The organism is Bacillus sp. DX4.1, from assembly GCF_030348195.1.
In the GTDB taxonomy this organism is placed as follows: Bacteria; Bacillota; Bacilli; order Bacillales; family Bacillaceae_G; genus Bacillus_A.
Genome location: NZ_JAUCFT010000008.1, coordinates 912,309 through 930,786 on the forward strand (window position 1 = coordinate 912,309; position 18,478 = coordinate 930,786).

Sequence of the window (18,478 nt, forward strand, 5' to 3'; positions counted from 1 at the left end):
GGAAAATGTCCGAAAAACAAAGTATACTTTCACCTGTCATTCGTGTAACCTTTACGTTTCTTGTCGTGTGCGGACTTTTATATCCATTGCTTGTAACTGGAATTGCGCAAGCTGTTATGAAAGATAATGCGGACGGAAGTCTTATATATAATGAAAAGAATGAAGTAATCGGTTCAAAACTACTTGGTCAAAATTTTAAAGATCCACGTTATTTTCATGGGCGTGTCTCTAGTATAGAATATAAAGCAGAAGCATCAGGATCTAATAACTATGCACCATCGAATCCTGATTTAGTAAAACGTGTAGAAGAAAGTGTGGAAAATTGGAAGAAGGAAAATCCAAGCGTTCCAGTTACAGAAGTACCGATGGATTTAGTAACGAATTCAGGTTCTGGACTCGATCCTGATATGAGTCCGCAAGCTGCTTATGTACAAGTGGATCGCATTGCAAAATTAACAAACATTTCAAAAGAAAAATTGAATCAGTTGATTAAGTCTCAAACTGAGGGACGTGCACTTGGACTATTTGGGGAAGATCGTGTGAACGTTTTGAAATTAAATATTGAGTTGCAAAAAATGATGAAATAGTAACAGTACTACCTCAATCTTTCGGATTGAGGTAGTACTGTTTGGTAAGAAAGGTTGTGTTTGTAATGTATGCAGATGACTATAAACCGCCATTTCAAAGGCGAACACCTGAAGAATACCTAGAATATATTCGCGAGCAAAATCGTGGAAAGCTTAAGCTGTATGTTGGTGCGGCACCAGGCGTTGGAAAAAGCTATAAAATGTTGTTCGATGCACAAGAAATGAAAAAAGAGGGCATTGACATTGTTATTGGTTTAATTGAAACGCATGGGAGACAAGAGACAGCAGAAGCAATTGCTGATTTAGAAAAAATCCCTTTAAAAGAAATGAACTATAAAGGAAAGATATTTTATGAGCTTGATGTAGACAGGATTATAAAAAGGGCGCCGCAAATGGTCATTGTTGATGAATTGGCGCATACGAACATACCAGGCTCTAAACATAAAAAACGCTATATGGATGTAGAAGAGATATTAGAGGCGGGAATATCAGTATTATCAGCGTTTAACATTCAGCATTTAGAAAGTGTTCATGATATTGTGGAACAAATAACAAATGTAAAAGTACGAGAGCGCATTCCAGATTTTATTTTGCAAAAAGCGAATGAAATTCAGCTTGTTGATGTAACGCCTGAAGTATTAAGGAAACGATTAATGGACGGAAAAATATATAAAGAAGAAAAAATTCAGAGGAGCTTACAAAACTTTTTTACGATTAATAATTTAGGTGCTTTGCGAGAGTTATCGTTACGTGAAGTTGCGGATGATATGGATGAGAAAATTAGTCAATCGACGTTAGAACCAATTGGTGTAAAAGAAAAAATCCTTGTATGTGTGCAGTTCACTTCAACAGCAGAAAAGTTAATTCGGCGTGGTTGGCGCATGGCGAATCGATTGAATGCCGAATTATATGTATTGAACGTAGAAAGAGAAGAGATAGAATCTTTATCGACAGCTAAGAAGCAAATCATTGAAGAATGGGAACTGTTAACAAAACAATTTGATGCAACTTTTTTACTAGAAGAAGCGAAAGGAATGAAGCCAGCTGATGTCATTATTAAAGTTGCAAAAAAATTGCAGGCTACACAAATCTTGCTTGGACAATCCGCAAGAACAAGATGGGAAGAAATTCGAAAAGGTTCAATTGTAAATGAAATTATGCGGCAAACGAAGCATATTGATATTCACATTGTTGCTGATCAAAGAGCGTAGTGAAAGAGAGAATCTCCAAATACAGCAAAATAGCTGTTTTCGGAGATTCTCTCTTTCGTTCAACGGACAAAGGAAATGAAATTTATCCAGCTATTCGCGGACAGTAAGACCTCCACCTAAAAAGAAGGGTTTTATGTCGGTTTTTTCATTTGTATTTATATAGAAAAGTAGTATGAAGAATTTTCTCCCTCATTTCAAGTCGTCTCAATATAGTTTCAGTAAAATCTTATATATAATAGAAAGAGATACTTAACAATGTGAATATTAAATATTATATAGAATGAGGAGAGAAAACAATGCTTGAAAATACGGGTTTAGTATTAGAAGGCGGCGGCATGCGCGGCGTATATACAGCTGGGATACTAGAATACTTTATGGAACAGGATTTATATTTTCCATATATCGTTGGTGTCTCAGCTGGTGCGTGTAATGCAGCGTCGTATCTTTCAAGGCAAAAAGACCGAAATAAAACAGTCAATATTGAGTATATAACGCATCCAAGATATTTATCTTATAAAAACTTTTGGAAAAAACGTCAGTTATTTGATATGAATTTTATTTTTCATGAAATTCCAACGCAGCATGTGCCGTTTGATTTTGACACATATTTCAATAGTACGGAGCGCTTTCTTGTAGGAACGACGGATTGCGAAACAGGCCAGCCCATGTATTTTGAAAAAGATGGTACGGTAGAAGAAGCATTAACATTATTACAGGCATCTAGTTCATTACCATTTATAGCTCCTATTGTAAATTTCCGTGGGAAAAAGTTATTAGATGGTGGCATTTCTGATCCTATACCGGTTCGGAAAGCACAGCAAGATGGTTATGAGAAATCAGTTGTTATTTTAACGAGAAATCATGGGTACTCAAAAAGAAAATCCAAGTTTGGGTGGATTGCAGCAAAAGCATATAAAAAGTATCCAAACCTTGTGAATACGATGCTAGCTCGTTATGAAATATACAATGAGACACTGCATTATATTGAAAAAGAAGAGGCAGCTGGTAATTTATTTGTTATTCGTCCAGAGGTGCTACTGCAAGTGGATCGAATGGAAAAGGACCCGCAAAAATTGCAAGGTTTGTATGAACAAGGATATCAAGATGCAGCAAAACAGTTTGCTGATTTACAGGCATTTTTACAAGGATAGGATTAAGCGTTAATAAAAAATGTTAAAGATAAATCATAAAAAAAGCCTTGGCTCACATCATTGGTGAACCAAGGCTTTTTTATCTATTAATGCGGTAAGAAAATTAACTGATAAGCGAACAAAATACCAAATACGTATACAAGTGGATGTACTGCACGGAATTGACCTTTTGCTATTTTCATAAGCGGGTATGAAATAAATCCAAGTGCAATACCCGTTGCAATGCTTGATGTAAGTGGCATGCTTAACATTACTAAGAATGCAGGGAATGCTTCATCAAATTCATCCCAATTAATGTGACGAACAGAACCCATCATTAGGCTACCAACGATAATTAAGGATGGAGATGTAATTGCTGAAACACCTGAAACTGCACCGACCAATGGACCAAAGAATGCAGCGACTGCAAAGAGTACCGCAACTGTAATTGTTGTCAAACCAGTACGGCCACCTGCTGCTACACCAGCGGATGATTCGATGTATGCTGTTGACGGTGTTGTTCCAAACATAGAACCAATTGTTGCTGAGAAAGAATCGGACAGAAGAGCGCGTCCAGCTTTCGGAAGCTTACCGTCCTTCATGAATCCACCTTGCTCCGCAACACCAAGTAAGGTACCTGTTGTATCAAATAGTGTCACAAGGAAGAGGGAGAATACAACTCCGTATAGACCGTAGTTAATAACATCAGAAACTGCAGTAATCGGATTTGAAACGATGATTCCTTCTGGCAATCCAGGCATAGAGGTAATCCCGTTTGTGAACGTTAACTGTCCTGTAAAGTAAGCGATAATACCTGTTAGTAACATCCCGAAGAATAATGCACCGTTCACGTTTAAGGACATAAGTACTAATGTAATGCCAAGTCCAGCTAATGCTAACAGTACAGGAGCTGAATGAAGATCTCCAAGTCCAACTAAGTTTGATTCATGTCTTGTTACAATACCTGTCATACGTAAACCGATAAATGCGATAAATAAGCCAATACCAGCTGTAATTGCATGTTTTAAGTTTTCAGGAATAGCTTCCATTAATTTTGTACGGAAAGATGTGAATGATAGCAAAATTAAAATCATACCTGCTACGAATACAGCAGAGAATGCAACTGCAAATGTCATGCCTTCATGAGCTTTTACAACAGAGTAAGAGAAGTAAGCATTAAGTCCCATACCTGGTGCGACTGCAATTGGTAGATTTGTGAAGATTGCCATAAATAATGTTCCGACAACAGCTGCAATAATTGTCGCTGTAAATGCTTGCTCAAATGGAACGCCTGCATCACCAAGGATGACGGGATTTACGACAATAATATATGCCATTGTTAAGAAGGTAATTATACCTGCCATAATTTCAGTTTTAATAGAAGTTTTATGTTTTGAAAGGTTAAACATATAAACATCCTTTCTTTTTACGAATGATTATCACAACAGTTATATATAATATTCGTTTTTTTGTTATTTTGCAAGAGCTTTATATAAAAAGATTTACAACAATTTTTATTTTATGTCTCAATTTCGAATATTAATCACAAAAAATGCGTATATGTTTCGGGTTTTAATGTATAAGTACTTTTCATAATTGTGTACATCATAAGAAAGAGAATTGAGAAGGAGCTGAATGATGCATGTCAGAACAAAAAAAATTTCTAACATTGCCAGCACAACATCAAAATAAACAACCAGGGATAGAGTCGATGATGAATCCTCTTCCAGAGTATGAAGATCCAAATTACCGAGGTAGTGAGAAATTAAAAGGAAAATATGCACTCATTACAGGTGGAGATAGCGGAATTGGAAGGGCAGTATCTATCGCTTTTGCAAAAGAAGGTGCACATATTGCAATTGCTTATTTAGATGAACATGAAGATGCGAAAGAGACAAAGCGCCTTGTCGAGACGCAAGGTGTGAAATGCATATTACTTCCAGGTGATTTAAGTAAGGAACAACATTGTCAGCATGTTGTAACGGAAGCAGTTTCACAACTGGGCGGTTTAAACATCGTTGTAAATAATGTTGCACAGCAATATCCACAGCAAAGTTTAGAATACATTACAGCGCAGCAGTTGGAACAAACATTTCACATTAATATTTTTTCTTATTTTCATGTAACAAAAGCAGCGCTGGTACATTTAAAACAAGGAGATACCATTGTAAATACAGCATCTATCGTAGCATATGAAGGAAATGAACAACTCATCGATTATTCTGCAACAAAAGGAGCGATTGTTGCTTTTACTCGTTCGCTTGCGAAATCGTTAGTGCAAAAAGGTATTCGCGTAAATGGTGTTGCGCCAGGGCCGATTTGGACACCACTTATTCCAGCGAGTTTTGATAAGAAGAAAGTATCTGAATTTGGAAGTAACGTACCGATGAAAAGGCCAGGACAGCCATATGAATTGGCACCAGCTTACGTTTATTTAGCTTCAGGTGATTCTACATATGTATCAGGACAAATGATTCACGTAAATGGCGGGGTAATCGTGAATGGATAAAGTGAAAATTTGATCAGTGGGGGGCTTCATCCCCCACTTAATTTCTTTGCTTTTTGAAGAACTTTGAGGTGGGATTATTACTGCTCGCAAATAGCGGAGTAAAAAGAAAGTGCGAAGAAAATGAGGATGGAAAATGCCTCATTTTTTTTCGTTCATAAGAATAGAACTCGTAGTAAAAGCTAATTGTACCACTGTATATTGTGGTCAATTTCGAAGTGGCTGCTGAGGTGACCTGGATGAAAAAAATATGTTTCCTTGCAATATTCTTTTTTTGCTTCCCAATGAGCATTTTTGCAAATACAGATCATTTAGTACTGATCAATCTTTCTACAAATCAATTATCTTTTTTTGAAAATGGAAATTACGTAAGGACGTTTCCAATTACAACGGGGAAGGTTAATACTCCAACTCCTCTAGGGACATTTTGCATTATTAATAAATATAAAAATAAAGAATATCATCGTAAGAAAATTCCGGGTGGAGCACCGAATAATCCGCTTGGTACAAGATGGCTCGGCTTAAATGAAAAGGAATATGCAATTCATGGTACAAATCGAGAAGGAACGATTGGAAGAAGGGAATCAAATGGTTGTATTCGCATGCATGACCGCGATATACAATGGCTGTATGAACGTGTACCTGTGCAGACAAAAGTTATTATCTCTCAATTTCATACATCTCCAGAATATGCAGCGCATAGGCTCGGGTATCGTGTTGTGAGTTGGTATGGGCGTGTATTAGAAGAACAAATTGGAACATTGACGCTTGTGGATCGTATGAACATATATTGGCAAGAGCCCAATGGTCAGTTTACCGAAATAAAAACGGTATTGCCGAATGAAAGATATGTCGTTTACTCCCGAGGAGAGAATGGAGTATATTATATAGGAAATAATTTGTATATTATGGATGAAACAGGAGAAAAAATCCGCTATGAGCAAGTACCTGATTCAATTTTAAGTAATATATATAAACGGAAATATAAAGTGCAGTGAAAGCTACCGAGTTGAGGCGGTAGCTTTTTATATCATAATGAAGAAAGTAAAGATTGACCAATTCGCAACTATTATTTTTCTTTGAATATAATACAGTAAAGATAAAGTGAAACTTTAATCAGTGGGGGTTTTCTTCATCCCCCACTGATTATTAGCCCTCACCAATCGGGCTTTTACGGGTAGTTTATCCCGGTCTAATTTCTTTGGACTCCTCACAATTTTGGATTTGGGGGTATTACTACCTATTAATGCGGGATAAGGAGGCAGGTGCGCTGTGAAGAAAGGAAATAGTAAATTTGCCTTTAAAATATTTTTATTAGCCTGTTGCTTATTTATTATTTATTTGTATATCTCACTTGTTTTTTCTCTTTACATTCCTTATATTGATTTATTACTTTTAGTGGGCTTTATTTGGTCTTTTGTTGAAGCGAGAGAAGGGGAAGATGGAGTATATCGCTGGATAACACTGTGTGGAACTGTTTTTATTTTAATCGTGTATATGGCTGTGATGCATGATGCTTGGAAATATGGATTCGCGATTATGTAAGAGCTCAATTGGTGAAAGCGTTCCATCAGTGGGATAAGGTAAAACGCACTGATGGAAACTTTACCTTATCCGTATGCTTGTACATCTTCAAGAAGCGATCGCTCCGACAAAGGCATCGTTTGCATCTGTTGTGTCCATTTGCTGAATGGAATATGAAGAGATATCACGACATACAAAGTCGATTAATAATTCGCCAATACAAAAAACGTGTCTCATCCTGTTCGCTCCTTCCATGTTTTTTTATACATATTATGAAAGAAATGAGAGAGAAAAGAAAGAAAAATACCCATCTCCAGAGGGGATGGGTATTTGTGTATTAATATTTTGGTCTAAATGTTTGGCAACATGTTTCAACGCTTGTCGATGCTGAACTTTCTAGCGTTTCTCCAGTTAAAACTGCATTTGTATAAGAGTCATCGCCTGCTTGCACTGCATTTTGAGCGTCAGGCTGAACGACGATAGCACTAGCTTGACAAAAGTTACCTTGTCCCCAAAATGAACAATTGGAAACAGAGCAGCGTACGTCTGGCATAGAATCCCCTCCTTATACATTAGTGTGGGACTTTACACACGTTTCATGTATAGAGGAAGTTTCCTTTTCTTGTTACTTTTTGTTCTCGTTAAACCATTTTTCTAAAGTTTTTTTTGTTTGTTCGCCATCAATACGGCTTACTTCTTTACCTTCTTTATAATGAATAATTGTTGGAGTACCTGTAATTTTAAATTCATCCCAAACAGCATTAGGTTCTTTTTCAATATCAATTACTTTCATATCAACGTTCAAATCTTTTGCAAGAGGCACAACGATAGGAGACATTTTTTGACAATGAATGCAATTGGTTTGATAAAAGTAAATGGTTTGATCTTTCTTTGCCTCTACATTTTTACGAAGGTCTGCAAGAGAGATTTTATTTGTATAGTAATCTGTTTTCTTTTCCATATTTGCTACAGCAAAAATAGCTACGAATAAGACGATTATAATACCGCCAAATATAAGCATTTTTTTCATTTTTTCATCTCCTTATTTGTTCTGATCAAAATAAAGCTACAAATTGCAATCGTGATAAATCCGATAAGTGCTAGAAACGGGATTGTGATGAACCCAAACCAGTTTATGTATTCTCCCGTACAAGGCACACGTCCGCAAGCTGCTCCTGCTGCTGAGAATGCAGAATTTTTTTGAATTGCATAGTGATATAAAGAAATACAAGCACCAATACTTGCAATTGGTAAAGAATAGTAAGCAATGCGGTAGTCTTTTTTTACAACAGCAATGCCAAGCCATAAAACAAATGGATACATAAAAATGCGTTGATACCAACAAAGTACACAAGGCTCAAACTTCATGATTTCGGAAAAGTATAAGCTCCCAAGTGTAGCGATAAAAGAAGCTCCCCAAGCAGTAAACAATGCATATTCTGGTTTTTTCTCACGATTCATATTTTTTACCTCTCTTATAATAGTTACATACTAAATTATAGTATGAAGCGTATAAGAAAATAAAGAGAAAATATTTTTAGTAAAGAAAGCTTTGTACGAAGAAAACTAGAAAATAAAAAAGAACAAGGTTAATTTACCTTGTTCCTAAGGGTGGTTTACAGCTTTTGAAGTATGGAAAAAATTTTGGATTGCTTCTTTGTTTTTTTCTGGATGAACTTTTAATACAGAACCAGCATGTTTGGTAAGAGTGGGTTCATATCCATGATCAATCGGAATTCGCATCGTTTCCATTTCGTCAATGGGTTGAAACAAAAGGCTACTTCCAAGTGTAAAGAGTGTTGATATATCTATATTTGTCTTTATGTATGGTGACAATTCTTGTGCCATCATTGGCAAGTTAAGTACACCGTCTACAGATTGGACTTTATCGGTAAAAGTTTGTTTTAATGCTTGCAGCACTTCTTGTTGGCGTTTGACGCGTCCGAAATCACTTTCGGTATCATGGCGAAAACGGGCGTATTTCAGCAATTCTTTCCCATGAAGACGTTGCAAACCGGGCTGTAGATTGAATCCCATATCATCGATAATCGCTTGTGTAACATGGACCTCAATTCCTTCAGGTGCAACTGTATCAACAATTTTAACAAATGCTCCAAAATCTACAGTTACATAATGGGAAACATCGATTCCAAAATTATGTTGAATGGTCTTTCGTAATAATTCAGGACCACCATAGTAATAGGCGGCGTTGATTTTATTATACTTTTTATCATAGGAGGGAATTTCTACATAGCTATCTCGCATAATGGAAGCGAGCTTTGCTGTGTGGTCTTTTTTATTATACTGGGCAACCATAATGGTATCAGCGCGAGCTTGTTGTTCACCACGTGAATCGCTTCCGATAATTAAGACATTCCACACGTTTTTCTCTTGTTTCGCACCTTGAAATGACTCAGATTTAGCTTGTTTCTCACAACCGATAAGCAATATAGTGATGCAGAGAATTAAGTAAAAAGATTTATGCAAACAATCACGTCCGTCCATTGAATAATTGATATATGTATTATGAACATTCTTGTGGGAAAATATTCAAAAAGCGCTATTCTCAAAGGAGAATAGCGCATGGGTTATATTTGTACGTACTCTACTTCTTCTACATGTGACTTTTGTGATGCATGGTCAATGTATTGAAATAAGAGCTGAAGCTGTTTATCCACTTCTGGTAGTTCTTTTCCATATTTATAAGCATGTAAAAAGTGTTCAATGCGCTTAGAAAATAAATGATCATCAGTTTGCACCATTAAAACAAGCAACTTGTCCCAATTACAACAATACGTGTAATAGAGAGCTTTATCGTAGTCGTTATATGTGTACATTGTGTACCCTCCTTACTGAGGAGTTATATATAGTGTACGACAAGAGAGGAGAAATACACTTGAAAGAATTTGTTAAGGAAAATGAGGAGTGAAAAATAAAAAACGAGGAATTTCCTCGTTTTTACGCTTTTGGCATCGGCGTAGGTGTTGGTTTTGCATAGCCTTCTTTATATTTTTTATCGATATAATTTCGGATTTCAAGGGTGGATTTTCCTTTTTGTTGCATGGATGCGGATTCGGTTGCAATTTCTAAACAGTTCACACATGTTGTTGCATGAGAATCCCAAACAACTTCGCCGTTTGATTTGATCTCATGAATAAAGCAATTTTTATTGCTTTTATGTCCCACACTTTCACCACAACCGCAGTAACAAGGTATCCATTCTAATAGGTCAGCGTTTTTTCCCGCAACAGCATAAATTTCTTTCATTTGCGGATCTAATTTTTCCAAAAAGGTTGGGAGTGTGTCAACTCCTTTTGTTGTTTCTTGGATATCACCTTGCTGTGAGTGTGAGGCATGTTCTTCTTTTGGTGCGGAAGATTGTTCTTTGTCTGCGGTACCGCAACCAGCAAGTATGAGACTGCTTATTACGAATAGAGAGAATAGATACTTTTTCATATATTTACTCCTTCACTTTAATATTAGTTAAATTGTACCAAATTCTCTAGTTATATCCTATGTAAAAGTTTGATCCCGCTATTCCCAGGCAGTAATATCTTGACTCCAAAGTTCGGCAGGAAGCAAAGAAGTTAAGTGAGGGCTAATAATCAGTGGGAGATGAAAAAAATCCCACTAATCAAAGTTTTCCCTTATTTGTTTTTTTTAGCCGGAAACAAATAGAGTGCCACAGGAAAAGGCAAGGAATATAGACGTATACGAGATACACACCAGCTTTAGAAACGAAAGTATTGAGTGCATTTACGTTCTCTCGATTTGTAAATAATGAAGAAACGATCAATATGAGTATGATGAAAAATGGAGTAGTGATTTTAAAGGAATGCGGAAAGAGCGTTTCATGGATTGACAGGCAACCTAAATTGTTACACACAAGTTGGGCAAAACAATCAGAAACCATACCAAAATAATAATGTATTCAAAACGCCGTATGAAGGGAACTTTAATATTAGCGTGGTTAATGTAGCCCAAATTGTATGATTTAGCAGACCTTCACTAAAGTACATGAAAGAGATGAGTATGACAATTACATAAAGGATTGTCGTAAAAGTAACACCACCATGTGCCCATCTTTTGACCTTTTCAATTAATGGGTAAAAGAGAAGCAATGTCTCAAACCCTAGAAATTCTAAAGTAGAATCTTTCGCTGATCGGATAATATCAGGTAACGAATGGGTGAAAATAGGTAAAACATTACGGAAATGTGCATACTTCATTGAAAAAAATAAAAAGGGCAGTATGAAAAACGGCAGTACAACGCCAAAAAAACAGATACCAGTTACAGATCGGAATCCTCCTTTGACTTTCTAAATAGTAAGCGCAACATAATCTTCACCTCTTTCCCTTATATGGAATACTCTAGTTAGTTTTTTGGGAAGAAGAGAAATTATACCAGCAACCTAAAAAAGTCTGTCCGAAATTTAGACACTGTGTACCCTTTGGGAAGATCTTTTTCTATGTTTGTGGCAATGTATGTACAAAAGGTTACTATGCATGTTCAGTGGTAGAAGAGATAAGAAAAACGAGAAGCAGTTGCTCCTCGTTTTTCTCTGCCTACTCCGTCTTTTTTGCTTTCACAGACTGTATTAATTTAAGCATCTCTGCTCGTATATCTTCTTTTTTTACATTTAGTTTATCCGCGATTTGTTTTATATGCATACCATCTTTTTTCATTTGCAGTACGTCGTTTAGCGGTGTATTACTTTTTTGCGCAATGATGGTAAGAATCGCAAGGTGGCGTAGATGAATATTGTAATCTTTCATCGTTTTCTTTACTTGTTCGGGCGTTGATTTTTGCATCTCCGCTACTTTTTGAAGTAATGCTTCTTTCATTTCTTTACTCATATGATGTTTATGTAGTTTCTTTGGATCAACACCGAAATGTTTCGCAGTGTCTTCCCAAGATTTCGTTTGTTTATAGTATGCTAGTACGGTGTTAATATCTTGTTTACTTATTTTTGCAAGGTGTGCTGCTTTCCAAATTTCATGCTTTTGATAACCTTGTTTCTCTAATGATTTCATTTGTTCTTCTGAAATGAGTTTATGGTGCATGGTAATTTCTTTTGGGGGAGAAGTGGAAGCGGATGCTGGGAACGCGACTACTCCGCATAAAATTGCTGTTGCCATAACGCTTGAAATGATTTTTTTGTACATATAAATTCCTCCTAATTGAATAAAATGGAAAACGTTACATGTAGCATGTCCATGATCTGTGAAAAACTTGTGAACATTCTAAGTTTTTTTCTTCACAATATGAAGAGAAATTTTTATTAGTTTTCTAACATAAAACATTGATTAATGGTAGAAAACTAAGTTATAATCGAAATTGATAATCTTTATCAATGAAAATAAATATCATGTATATAGATGAAAATAAGGGAGAGAGAAATATGACTACATATACTTCCATTGCAAATGTTATTAAAGAGAGACGATCTATTCGTAAATTTACAGATAAAGCAGTAGAAAAAGAATTATTAATTGAATTATTAAATGACGCAACGTGGGCACCAAATCATCGCCATCGCGAACCTTGGCAATGTAAATTATTTATCGGAGAAGGCCGTAAGACATTGGTAGAAGCTGTGTTAAACTCTTTCACAGACGAAGAAAGAGAAAAAAGAGGCCAAATATTATCGGATCGCTTTATGAGCACACCGGCTCAAATCGTTGTTTATATGGATGAAGATCCGCGCCAAGTACAACGTGATGAAGACTACGCAGCGGTATGCGCATTTATGCAAAACTTCCAATTACTAGCATGGGAACGTGGATTAGGAGTTGTTTGGAAATCAGGTGGACTGAATTACAATCCTATATTTATGGAAGGAATCGGATTAACAAAAGGACAGCGTATTGTCGGAATTCTTCATCTTGGTTATTTCGATAAGGCACCTGAAGGAAAAGAGCGTACACCGATTACAGAGAAGTTAGAAGTGTTTGAAGGATAATATAAAGAGAGGCATTCTTGTTTTGGGACAAGGATGCCTTTTTATTATGTAATCAATCTTCATGAAAGCTTGTTTTCCTTCATACACTTTCATAAGGGAAAGTGTAAGGAGGGAAAAGATATGAGAAGTAATGATGATAAAGCACTGCAATATGCAATTGCCGAAATTACTGAAATTGCAACAGGGTTTGGACTTGATTTTTATCCGATGCGATATGAAGTATGCCCAGCGGAAATTATTTATACATTTGGTGCGTATGGGATGCCAACACGTTTTTCACATTGGAGCTTTGGAAAGCAGTTCTTTAAAATGAAGCTACATTACGATTTAGGGCTGAGTAAAATATATGAGTTAGTTATTAACTCCGACCCATGTTATGCCTTTTTATTAGATACAAACGCATTGATTCAAAATAAATTAATTGTGGCACACGTATTGGCACATTGTGATTTCTTTAAAAATAATATTCGATTCTCAAATACGAAGCGCGACATGGTAGAAAGTATGGCGGCAACGGCAGAACGGATTAAAGCATATGAACATAAGTATGGAAAAGATGAAGTAGAAACATTTTTAGATGCTGTTTTGGCAATTCAAGAACATATTGATCCATCGCTTATGAGACCGAAGCTTGCTTGGAGTATAGATGATTTAGAAGAGGAAGAAGTAGAAACAAAACGGGCATCACAGTATGACGACCTATGGAACTTAGATGACCGAAATAAAAAACGAGAACGACCAAATATGAGGAAGAAAAAGAAAATTCCACCGCAGCCAGAGAAAGATTTACTCCTCTTCATTGAAGAATATAGCCGGGAATTGGATGAATGGCAACGTGATATTTTAACGATGATGCGAGAGGAAATGCTGTATTTCTGGCCGCAGTTGGAAACAAAGATCATGAATGAAGGCTGGGCTTCGTATTGGCACCAACGCATCCTTCGTGAAATGGACCTAGGTTCAGATGAAGCGATTGAGTTTGCGAAGTTAAATGCAGGTGTTGTTCAGCCATCGAAAACAAGTATTAATCCATACTACCTCGGCATTAAAATCTTTGAAGATATTGAAGAGCGCTATGACAATCCAACCGAGGAAATGAAACGCCGCGGTGTGAAGCCTGGATCAGGACGGGAAAAAATGTTTGAAGTGCGTGAAATCGAGTGGGATGTATCGTTCCTTAGAAACTACTTAAATAAAGATCTCGTTATGCGAGAAGATATGTACTTATTCCAGCGCCAAGGCAAGGAATATAAGGTCGTTGATAAAGATTGGGAAAACGTACGCGATCAGCTCGTCAATATGCGGACGAATGGTGGTTTCCCGTATTTAGTAGTTGAAGATGGAGATCATTTGAAAAATGGTGAGTTGTATATTAAGCATTGTTATGAAGGGATAGAGCTTGATTTGAAATACTTAGAGAAAGTATTGCCATACATTCATCAGCTATGGGGAAGAACGGTGCATATGGAGTCGAATGTGGAGAATAAAGGCGTTGTCTTTTCATATGATGGGAAGATGGTGCACCGGAAGTATGTGTGAAAGCCGCCTCACGTGAGGTGGTTTTTATTTTTGTTGTTTTGCACCTATTGAGGTGATTTCTTCTTTAACAATAGGATTAATTATAGAGGGATTTCCTACATGTTCTAACATTGTTTCAATTTTGTGAACAAGTAGAAATATTGAGCTCTAAATATTGCACGAATGTTTTTTTACATTTATTATATACCTATACGGGTATACGTAATTTGATTTTACTACATTTATCCCGCAAAAGCCCGATTGGTGAGGGCTAATAATCAGTGGGAGATGAAGAAAACCCCTACTGATTAAAGTTTCACTTATATCTCTGTGTGTAAAAATCAAAACACGAAGGGAAAATAAAATTGAAAATGATTGAGGAGGTAAAAGAAAGATGAGTAAAAAAATTCTTGTAGTTGGTGGAGTTGCTGGTGGAGCATCAGTTGCAGCGCGTCTCCGTCGTTTAAGTGAAGATGATGAGATTATTATGTTTGAGCGCGGAGAGTATATTTCGTTTGCCAACTGTGGACTGCCATATTATATCGGCGGAATCATTCATGAAAGACAAAAGCTGTTAGTGCAAACAGTAGAAAAAATGTCAAAGCGTTTTAATTTAGATATTCGTATTTTAAGTGAAGTCGTGAAAATTAATAAAGGAAAAAAAACAATCACTGTTAAAAATGTAGTAACAAATGAAACGTATGAGGAGTCTTATGATATTCTGATTCTCTCACCAGGCTCTAAGCCAATTTTCCCACCTATTCCAGGTATCGAAACAGCAAAAGCGTTGTTTACATTACGAAATGTACCTGATACAGATCGTATTAAAGGATATATTGATGAAAAAAACCCTGGTCATGCCACTGTAATTGGTGGGGGCTTTATTGGAGTTGAGATGGCTGAAAACTTGCGAGAAAGAGGTGTAGATGTAACACTTGTTGAAATGGCAAATCAAGTGATGCCACCAATTGATTATGAAATGGCAGCATATGTACAAGAACATATGGAAAACCATGGAGTTCAGCTCATTTTAGAAGATGGAGTAGATGCTTTTGAAGAAGATGGAACAATTATTCGCTTAAAAAGTGGTGCGAAAATTCATACAGATATGATCATTCTTTCTATCGGTGTTCAGCCTGAAAGTAGTTTGGCTAAAGATGCTGGTCTTGAGCTGGGAGTTCGAGGCACAATTAAAGTAAATGAAACATTACAAACTTCTGATTCATCTATCTATGCCATTGGCGATGCAATTGAAGTAAAAGATTTTGTGACTAATTCAGAAACAATGATCCCACTCGCATGGCCAGCAAATCGCCAAGGCCGTATGTTAGCAGATATCATTCATGGTAACACAGAGTCTGTATATAAAGGAACAATGGGGACATCTATTGCCAAAGTATTTGAATTAACGGTAGCTTCAACAGGAGTAAATGAAAAAGTATTGCGACGTTTAAATATACCCTACGAGGTAGTTCATGTACAAGCAAACTCTCATGCTGGTTATTATCCAAATGCATATCCAATTTTATTAAAACTCATTTTTAATAAGGAAACCGGAGAGATTTACGGCGTGCAAGCTGTAGGACGTGATGGAGTCGATAAACGTATCGATGTCATTGCAACAGCGATGAAAGCAAAACTAAAGGTAATGGATTTACCTGATTTAGAATTAGCATACGCACCACCGTATTCTTCTGCTAAAGATCCTGTAAACATGGTGGGGTATGTGGCAACCAATATAATTGAAGGTCTTGTGGATACCGTACAATGGCATGAGATCGATGATATCGTCGGAAAAGGTGGATATTTAATTGACGTGCGTGAACCATATGAATTAAAACAAGGAATCATCAAAGGGTCTGTCAATATCCCATTAGATGAACTACGGGAGAGATTAGATGAAATCCCAATGAATCAAGAGCTATATATTACGTGTCAACTTGGTATGAGAGGGTATGTAGCGGCACGTATGCTAATGGAGAAAGGGTATAAAGTAAAGAATGTAGATGGTGGTTTTAAATTGTATGCGACTGTTTTGTCTATGAATGTTTCGCATTAAAGGTCATTCTATTTTTTTGTTTAGAATACATGATCAATTTTTAAAAATTAGGGTTTACAAAATACCCCTTGAGGTATAATGTAAGAGGGGAGTTCAAACAAGAACTTCACTCAAAAATTGATTTTGACATGATCATAAGTAATGTAATTATATATCTATAAAAGCATTTGGAGGTAGAGAATTGGAATACAGTGAAGATGTTAAAAACCGTCTCAAGCGAATTGAAGGTCAAGTTCGTGGTGTTCTTCGTATGATCGAGGAAGGTAAAGAGTGTAAAGAAGTGATTACACAGTTAAGCGCATCAAGGTCTGCAATGGATCGTACAATTGGGTTAATTGTAGGAATGAACTTAGAAAAGTGTTTGCGAGAACAATTTGAAAAAGGCGATATGTCAAATGAAGATTTAATAAAAGAAGCTGTACAACTTCTTGTGAAAAGTAGATAATCTGTCAAACGAATGCGTTGACAGATTTTAAAAATAATATTATTATACCCGTACGGGTATGTGTATAATGAACGAAGGGTATAAATCTAAATACAAGTTAAACGATTATTCCTTATAAGTTTACAAAGCAAATTACGGAAGGAAAAGAGCAAATGTTTCAAGTATTTCTGAACTCGTAGATATGGCCAAAGAATTAGGTATAAATATGATTGTGTATCAAATGACAATGGATGTGATGCACTTGAAAAAAGAAGACTTAGTAGAGGATATTGAAGTTGGCGAAGCCATCACATATTTAGAGTTGCAAAAGATGAGAATATCACATTAGGTTTCTAATTTTTTTAAATATAAAAATACCATAGGGGGTAAGGTAATGTATGTTGTAGGATTACAAGCGAAAGATGTTGCTGAGAAGGTTTTATTTGGAGAACTGTTCATTTTAGATGTTCGTAACGAAGCTGACTATGTTGACTGGAAAATTGAAGGGAAGCAAGTAACATCTATCAATAAACCATACTTTGATTTATTAGAGGGTGTAGACGGTATTTTAGCTGAATTGCCAAAAGACAAAGATATTCTTGTGATATGTGCGAAAGAAGGGTCTTCCAAGTTTGTTGCCGAACAGCTCGTAGAAGCTGGTGTAGAGAATGTATATTATTTAGCTGGTGGTATGAAAGCATGGAGTGAATATGTAAAGCCGATTAAAGTGGGTAACTTAAAAGACGGTGGCAGCATGTATCAATTTAATCGTGTGGGTAAAGGATGTTTATCTTACATGGTTGTTTCTAATGGTGAAGCAGCAGTTATTGATTCCGTACGTACAATTCAAGCATATGAGGAATTTGCGAAAGAACAAGGTGCAGTGATTACACATGTTATGGATACACATCTACATGCCGATCATATTTCTGGTGGTCGTAAGTTAGCTGAGCAGGTGAACGGTACGTATTGGTTACCACCAAAAGATGCGGAAGAAGTCGTATTTTCTTATGAACCACTTGTAGAAGGAACTGTGATTACAGTTGGAACAACAAAAATTGACATTCAAGTGATCTATTCACCAGGACATACAATTGGAAGTACATCATTCATTATAGATGGTTCCTATCTTCTATCAGGTGACATTCTATTTGTAGATTCTATTGGTCGTCCAGATCTTGCAGGTAAAGCGGAAGATTGGGTAAGTGATTTACGTAATACTTTATATAAACGTTATAAAGTATTATCCCAGGATTTAATCGTTTTACCAGCTCATTATTCTAAAGTGAGTGAAATGGATGAACAAGGCGTGGTTAGTGCAAAATTGAAAGATTTATTTGTACAGAATGCGGGATTAAATATTGAGGATGAGGCAGAGTTTCGTAGAACAGTTACAGAGAATTTACCACCTCAACCAAATGCATATCAAGACATTCGTCAAATAAATATGGGGAAAATCAATCCAAGTGAAGAAGAAAAACGCGAAATGGAAATTGGACCAAATCGCTGTGCGGTTCATGAATAAATCAAAAATAAACATACTATCGGAGGTATAT

General features: G+C 36.3%; 20 protein-coding genes and 2 pseudogenes. 12 read left to right on the forward strand and 10 right to left on the reverse strand.

The window, feature by feature from the left end; genetic code table 11:
- Positions 1 to 5: 5 nt before the first annotated feature.
- The 3 genes from kdpC (at position 6) to QUF99_RS07650 (ending at position 2,949) form a co-directional block, all read left to right on the forward strand.
- Positions 6 to 587, forward strand: coding sequence for a K(+)-transporting ATPase subunit C (gene kdpC, locus QUF99_RS07640; protein ID WP_289369305.1), 582 nt, complete (start codon positions 6 to 8; stop codon positions 585 to 587).
- A 65-nt stretch (positions 588 to 652) separates the two neighbouring features.
- Complete coding sequence (kdpDN, locus tag QUF99_RS07645; protein WP_289374586.1) at positions 653 to 1,798, forward strand: KdpD-like non-kinase potassium sensor; 1,146 nt, start codon at positions 653 to 655, stop codon at positions 1,796 to 1,798.
- Between the two features lie 296 nt (positions 1,799 to 2,094).
- On the forward strand, positions 2,095 to 2,949 hold the full coding sequence (locus QUF99_RS07650) for a patatin-like phospholipase family protein (protein WP_289369306.1): 855 nt from the start codon (positions 2,095 to 2,097) through the stop codon (positions 2,947 to 2,949).
- An 86-nt stretch (positions 2,950 to 3,035) separates the two neighbouring features.
- Here QUF99_RS07650 and QUF99_RS07655 read toward each other — a convergent pair whose 3' ends face one another.
- Positions 3,036 to 4,337 carry an NCS2 family permease gene (locus tag QUF99_RS07655; protein WP_289369307.1) on the reverse strand — a complete coding sequence of 434 codons (1,302 nt, stop codon included), beginning with the start codon at positions 4,335 to 4,337 and terminating at the stop codon, positions 3,036 to 3,038.
- 233 nt (positions 4,338 to 4,570) lie between these two features.
- Between QUF99_RS07655 and QUF99_RS07660 the strand changes: the two genes are divergently transcribed.
- The 3 genes from QUF99_RS07660 to QUF99_RS07670 all read left to right on the forward strand — a co-directional run bounded on the left by QUF99_RS07660 (position 4,571) and on the right by QUF99_RS07670 (position 6,979).
- Positions 4,571 to 5,437: an SDR family oxidoreductase gene (locus tag QUF99_RS07660; protein WP_289369308.1), complete on the forward strand. Its 867-nt coding sequence runs from the start codon at positions 4,571 to 4,573 to the stop codon at positions 5,435 to 5,437.
- 236 nt (positions 5,438 to 5,673) lie between these two features.
- The gene (locus QUF99_RS07665) at positions 5,674 to 6,432 is read left to right on the forward strand and encodes a L,D-transpeptidase (RefSeq protein WP_289369309.1); all 759 of its coding nucleotides are present in this window, start codon (positions 5,674 to 5,676) and stop codon (positions 6,430 to 6,432) included.
- 274 nt (positions 6,433 to 6,706) lie between these two features.
- Positions 6,707 to 6,979 (forward strand): hypothetical protein, encoded by a 273-nt coding sequence (locus QUF99_RS07670; protein ID WP_289369310.1) that lies wholly within the window; start codon positions 6,707 to 6,709, stop codon positions 6,977 to 6,979.
- A gap of 87 nt (positions 6,980 to 7,066) precedes the next feature.
- On the opposite strand, the gene QUF99_RS07675 is transcribed toward QUF99_RS07670, so the two are convergent.
- The 9 genes and pseudogenes from QUF99_RS07675 to QUF99_RS07715 all read right to left on the reverse strand — a co-directional run bounded on the left by QUF99_RS07675 (position 7,067) and on the right by QUF99_RS07715 (position 12,124).
- On the reverse strand, positions 7,067 to 7,195 hold the full coding sequence (locus QUF99_RS07675; RefSeq protein WP_289369311.1) for a hypothetical protein: 129 nt from the start codon (positions 7,193 to 7,195) through the stop codon (positions 7,067 to 7,069).
- A gap of 100 nt (positions 7,196 to 7,295) precedes the next feature.
- Positions 7,296 to 7,511: a DUF1540 domain-containing protein gene (locus tag QUF99_RS07680; protein ID WP_289369312.1), complete on the reverse strand. Its 216-nt coding sequence runs from the start codon at positions 7,509 to 7,511 to the stop codon at positions 7,296 to 7,298.
- 72 nt (positions 7,512 to 7,583) lie between these two features.
- The gene (locus QUF99_RS07685) at positions 7,584 to 7,988 is read right to left on the reverse strand and encodes a thioredoxin family protein (protein ID WP_289369313.1); all 405 of its coding nucleotides are present in this window, start codon (positions 7,986 to 7,988) and stop codon (positions 7,584 to 7,586) included.
- Entirely contained in the window at positions 7,985 to 8,419 is a 435-nt protein-coding gene (locus QUF99_RS07690; RefSeq protein WP_289369314.1) for a disulfide formation protein C, read from the reverse strand. Before QUF99_RS07690 ends, QUF99_RS07685 begins: the two co-directional genes overlap by 4 nt.
- Before the next feature lie 144 nt (positions 8,420 to 8,563).
- Complete coding sequence (locus QUF99_RS07695) at positions 8,564 to 9,445, reverse strand: LCP family protein (protein WP_289369315.1); 882 nt, start codon at positions 9,443 to 9,445, stop codon at positions 8,564 to 8,566.
- Positions 9,446 to 9,546: 101 nt separating this feature from the next.
- Positions 9,547 to 9,795: a YhdB family protein gene (locus tag QUF99_RS07700; RefSeq protein ID WP_289369316.1), complete on the reverse strand. Its 249-nt coding sequence runs from the start codon at positions 9,793 to 9,795 to the stop codon at positions 9,547 to 9,549.
- Between the two features lie 121 nt (positions 9,796 to 9,916).
- The gene (locus QUF99_RS07705; protein WP_289369317.1) at positions 9,917 to 10,414 is read right to left on the reverse strand and encodes a PCYCGC motif-containing (lipo)protein; all 498 of its coding nucleotides are present in this window, start codon (positions 10,412 to 10,414) and stop codon (positions 9,917 to 9,919) included.
- Between the two features lie 178 nt (positions 10,415 to 10,592).
- Positions 10,593 to 11,274 (reverse strand): annotated as a pseudogene (locus QUF99_RS07710) (GerAB/ArcD/ProY family transporter); the annotation flags it as partial.
- 250 nt (positions 11,275 to 11,524) lie between these two features.
- Positions 11,525 to 12,124 (reverse strand): hypothetical protein, encoded by a 600-nt coding sequence (locus QUF99_RS07715; protein ID WP_289369318.1) that lies wholly within the window; start codon positions 12,122 to 12,124, stop codon positions 11,525 to 11,527.
- Between the two features lie 236 nt (positions 12,125 to 12,360).
- Between QUF99_RS07715 and QUF99_RS07720 the strand changes: the two genes are divergently transcribed.
- From QUF99_RS07720 to QUF99_RS07745, 6 genes and pseudogenes are all read left to right on the forward strand, one after another.
- On the forward strand, positions 12,361 to 12,921 hold the full coding sequence (locus QUF99_RS07720; RefSeq protein ID WP_289369319.1) for a nitroreductase family protein: 561 nt from the start codon (positions 12,361 to 12,363) through the stop codon (positions 12,919 to 12,921).
- A 120-nt stretch (positions 12,922 to 13,041) separates the two neighbouring features.
- Positions 13,042 to 14,460, forward strand: coding sequence for a SpoVR family protein (locus QUF99_RS07725; RefSeq protein WP_289369320.1), 1,419 nt, complete (start codon positions 13,042 to 13,044; stop codon positions 14,458 to 14,460).
- Positions 14,461 to 14,833: 373 nt separating this feature from the next.
- The gene (gene cdr / locus QUF99_RS07730; protein WP_289369321.1) at positions 14,834 to 16,498 is read left to right on the forward strand and encodes a CoA-disulfide reductase; all 1,665 of its coding nucleotides are present in this window, start codon (positions 14,834 to 14,836) and stop codon (positions 16,496 to 16,498) included.
- Between the two features lie 181 nt (positions 16,499 to 16,679).
- Positions 16,680 to 16,943: a metal-sensitive transcriptional regulator gene (locus tag QUF99_RS07735; protein WP_289369322.1), complete on the forward strand. Its 264-nt coding sequence runs from the start codon at positions 16,680 to 16,682 to the stop codon at positions 16,941 to 16,943.
- Positions 16,944 to 17,097: 154 nt separating this feature from the next.
- Positions 17,098 to 17,271: pseudogene (locus QUF99_RS07740) on the forward strand (DsrE/DsrF/DrsH-like family protein); the annotation flags it as partial.
- Positions 17,272 to 17,316: 45 nt separating this feature from the next.
- Complete coding sequence (locus QUF99_RS07745; RefSeq protein WP_289369324.1) at positions 17,317 to 18,447, forward strand: MBL fold metallo-hydrolase; 1,131 nt, start codon at positions 17,317 to 17,319, stop codon at positions 18,445 to 18,447.
- The last annotated feature ends 31 nt before the right edge of the window (positions 18,448 to 18,478 follow it).

Excerpts from the sequence above, each read along its gene's own strand:
- QUF99_RS07685 (WP_289369313.1), bottom strand. The coding sequence starts at position 7,988 with ATGAAAAAAATGCTTATATTTGGCGGTATTATAATCGTCTTATTCGTA.
- QUF99_RS07700 (WP_289369316.1), bottom strand. The coding sequence starts at position 9,795 with ATGTACACATATAACGACTACGATAAAGCTCTCTATTACACGTATTGT.
- QUF99_RS07725 (WP_289369320.1), top strand. The coding sequence starts at position 13,042 with ATGAGAAGTAATGATGATAAAGCACTGCAATATGCAATTGCCGAAATT.
- QUF99_RS07675 (WP_289369311.1), bottom strand. The coding sequence starts at position 7,195 with ATGAGACACGTTTTTTGTATTGGCGAATTATTAATCGACTTTGTATGT.
- QUF99_RS07720 (WP_289369319.1), top strand. The coding sequence starts at position 12,361 with ATGACTACATATACTTCCATTGCAAATGTTATTAAAGAGAGACGATCT.
- QUF99_RS07655 (WP_289369307.1), bottom strand. The coding sequence starts at position 4,337 with ATGTTTAACCTTTCAAAACATAAAACTTCTATTAAAACTGAAATTATG.
- QUF99_RS07650 (WP_289369306.1), top strand. The coding sequence starts at position 2,095 with ATGCTTGAAAATACGGGTTTAGTATTAGAAGGCGGCGGCATGCGCGGC.
- QUF99_RS07715 (WP_289369318.1), bottom strand. The coding sequence starts at position 12,124 with ATGTACAAAAAAATCATTTCAAGCGTTATGGCAACAGCAATTTTATGC.
- cdr (WP_289369321.1), top strand. The coding sequence starts at position 14,834 with ATGAGTAAAAAAATTCTTGTAGTTGGTGGAGTTGCTGGTGGAGCATCA.
- QUF99_RS07705 (WP_289369317.1), bottom strand. The coding sequence starts at position 10,414 with ATGAAAAAGTATCTATTCTCTCTATTCGTAATAAGCAGTCTCATACTT.
- QUF99_RS07690 (WP_289369314.1), bottom strand. The coding sequence starts at position 8,419 with ATGAATCGTGAGAAAAAACCAGAATATGCATTGTTTACTGCTTGGGGA.
- kdpDN (WP_289374586.1), top strand. The coding sequence starts at position 653 with ATGTATGCAGATGACTATAAACCGCCATTTCAAAGGCGAACACCTGAA.
- QUF99_RS07660 (WP_289369308.1), top strand. The coding sequence starts at position 4,571 with ATGTCAGAACAAAAAAAATTTCTAACATTGCCAGCACAACATCAAAAT.
- kdpC (WP_289369305.1), top strand. The coding sequence starts at position 6 with ATGTCCGAAAAACAAAGTATACTTTCACCTGTCATTCGTGTAACCTTT.
- QUF99_RS07680 (WP_289369312.1), bottom strand. The coding sequence starts at position 7,511 with ATGCCAGACGTACGCTGCTCTGTTTCCAATTGTTCATTTTGGGGACAA.
- QUF99_RS07745 (WP_289369324.1), top strand. The coding sequence starts at position 17,317 with ATGTATGTTGTAGGATTACAAGCGAAAGATGTTGCTGAGAAGGTTTTA.
- QUF99_RS07665 (WP_289369309.1), top strand. The coding sequence starts at position 5,674 with ATGAAAAAAATATGTTTCCTTGCAATATTCTTTTTTTGCTTCCCAATG.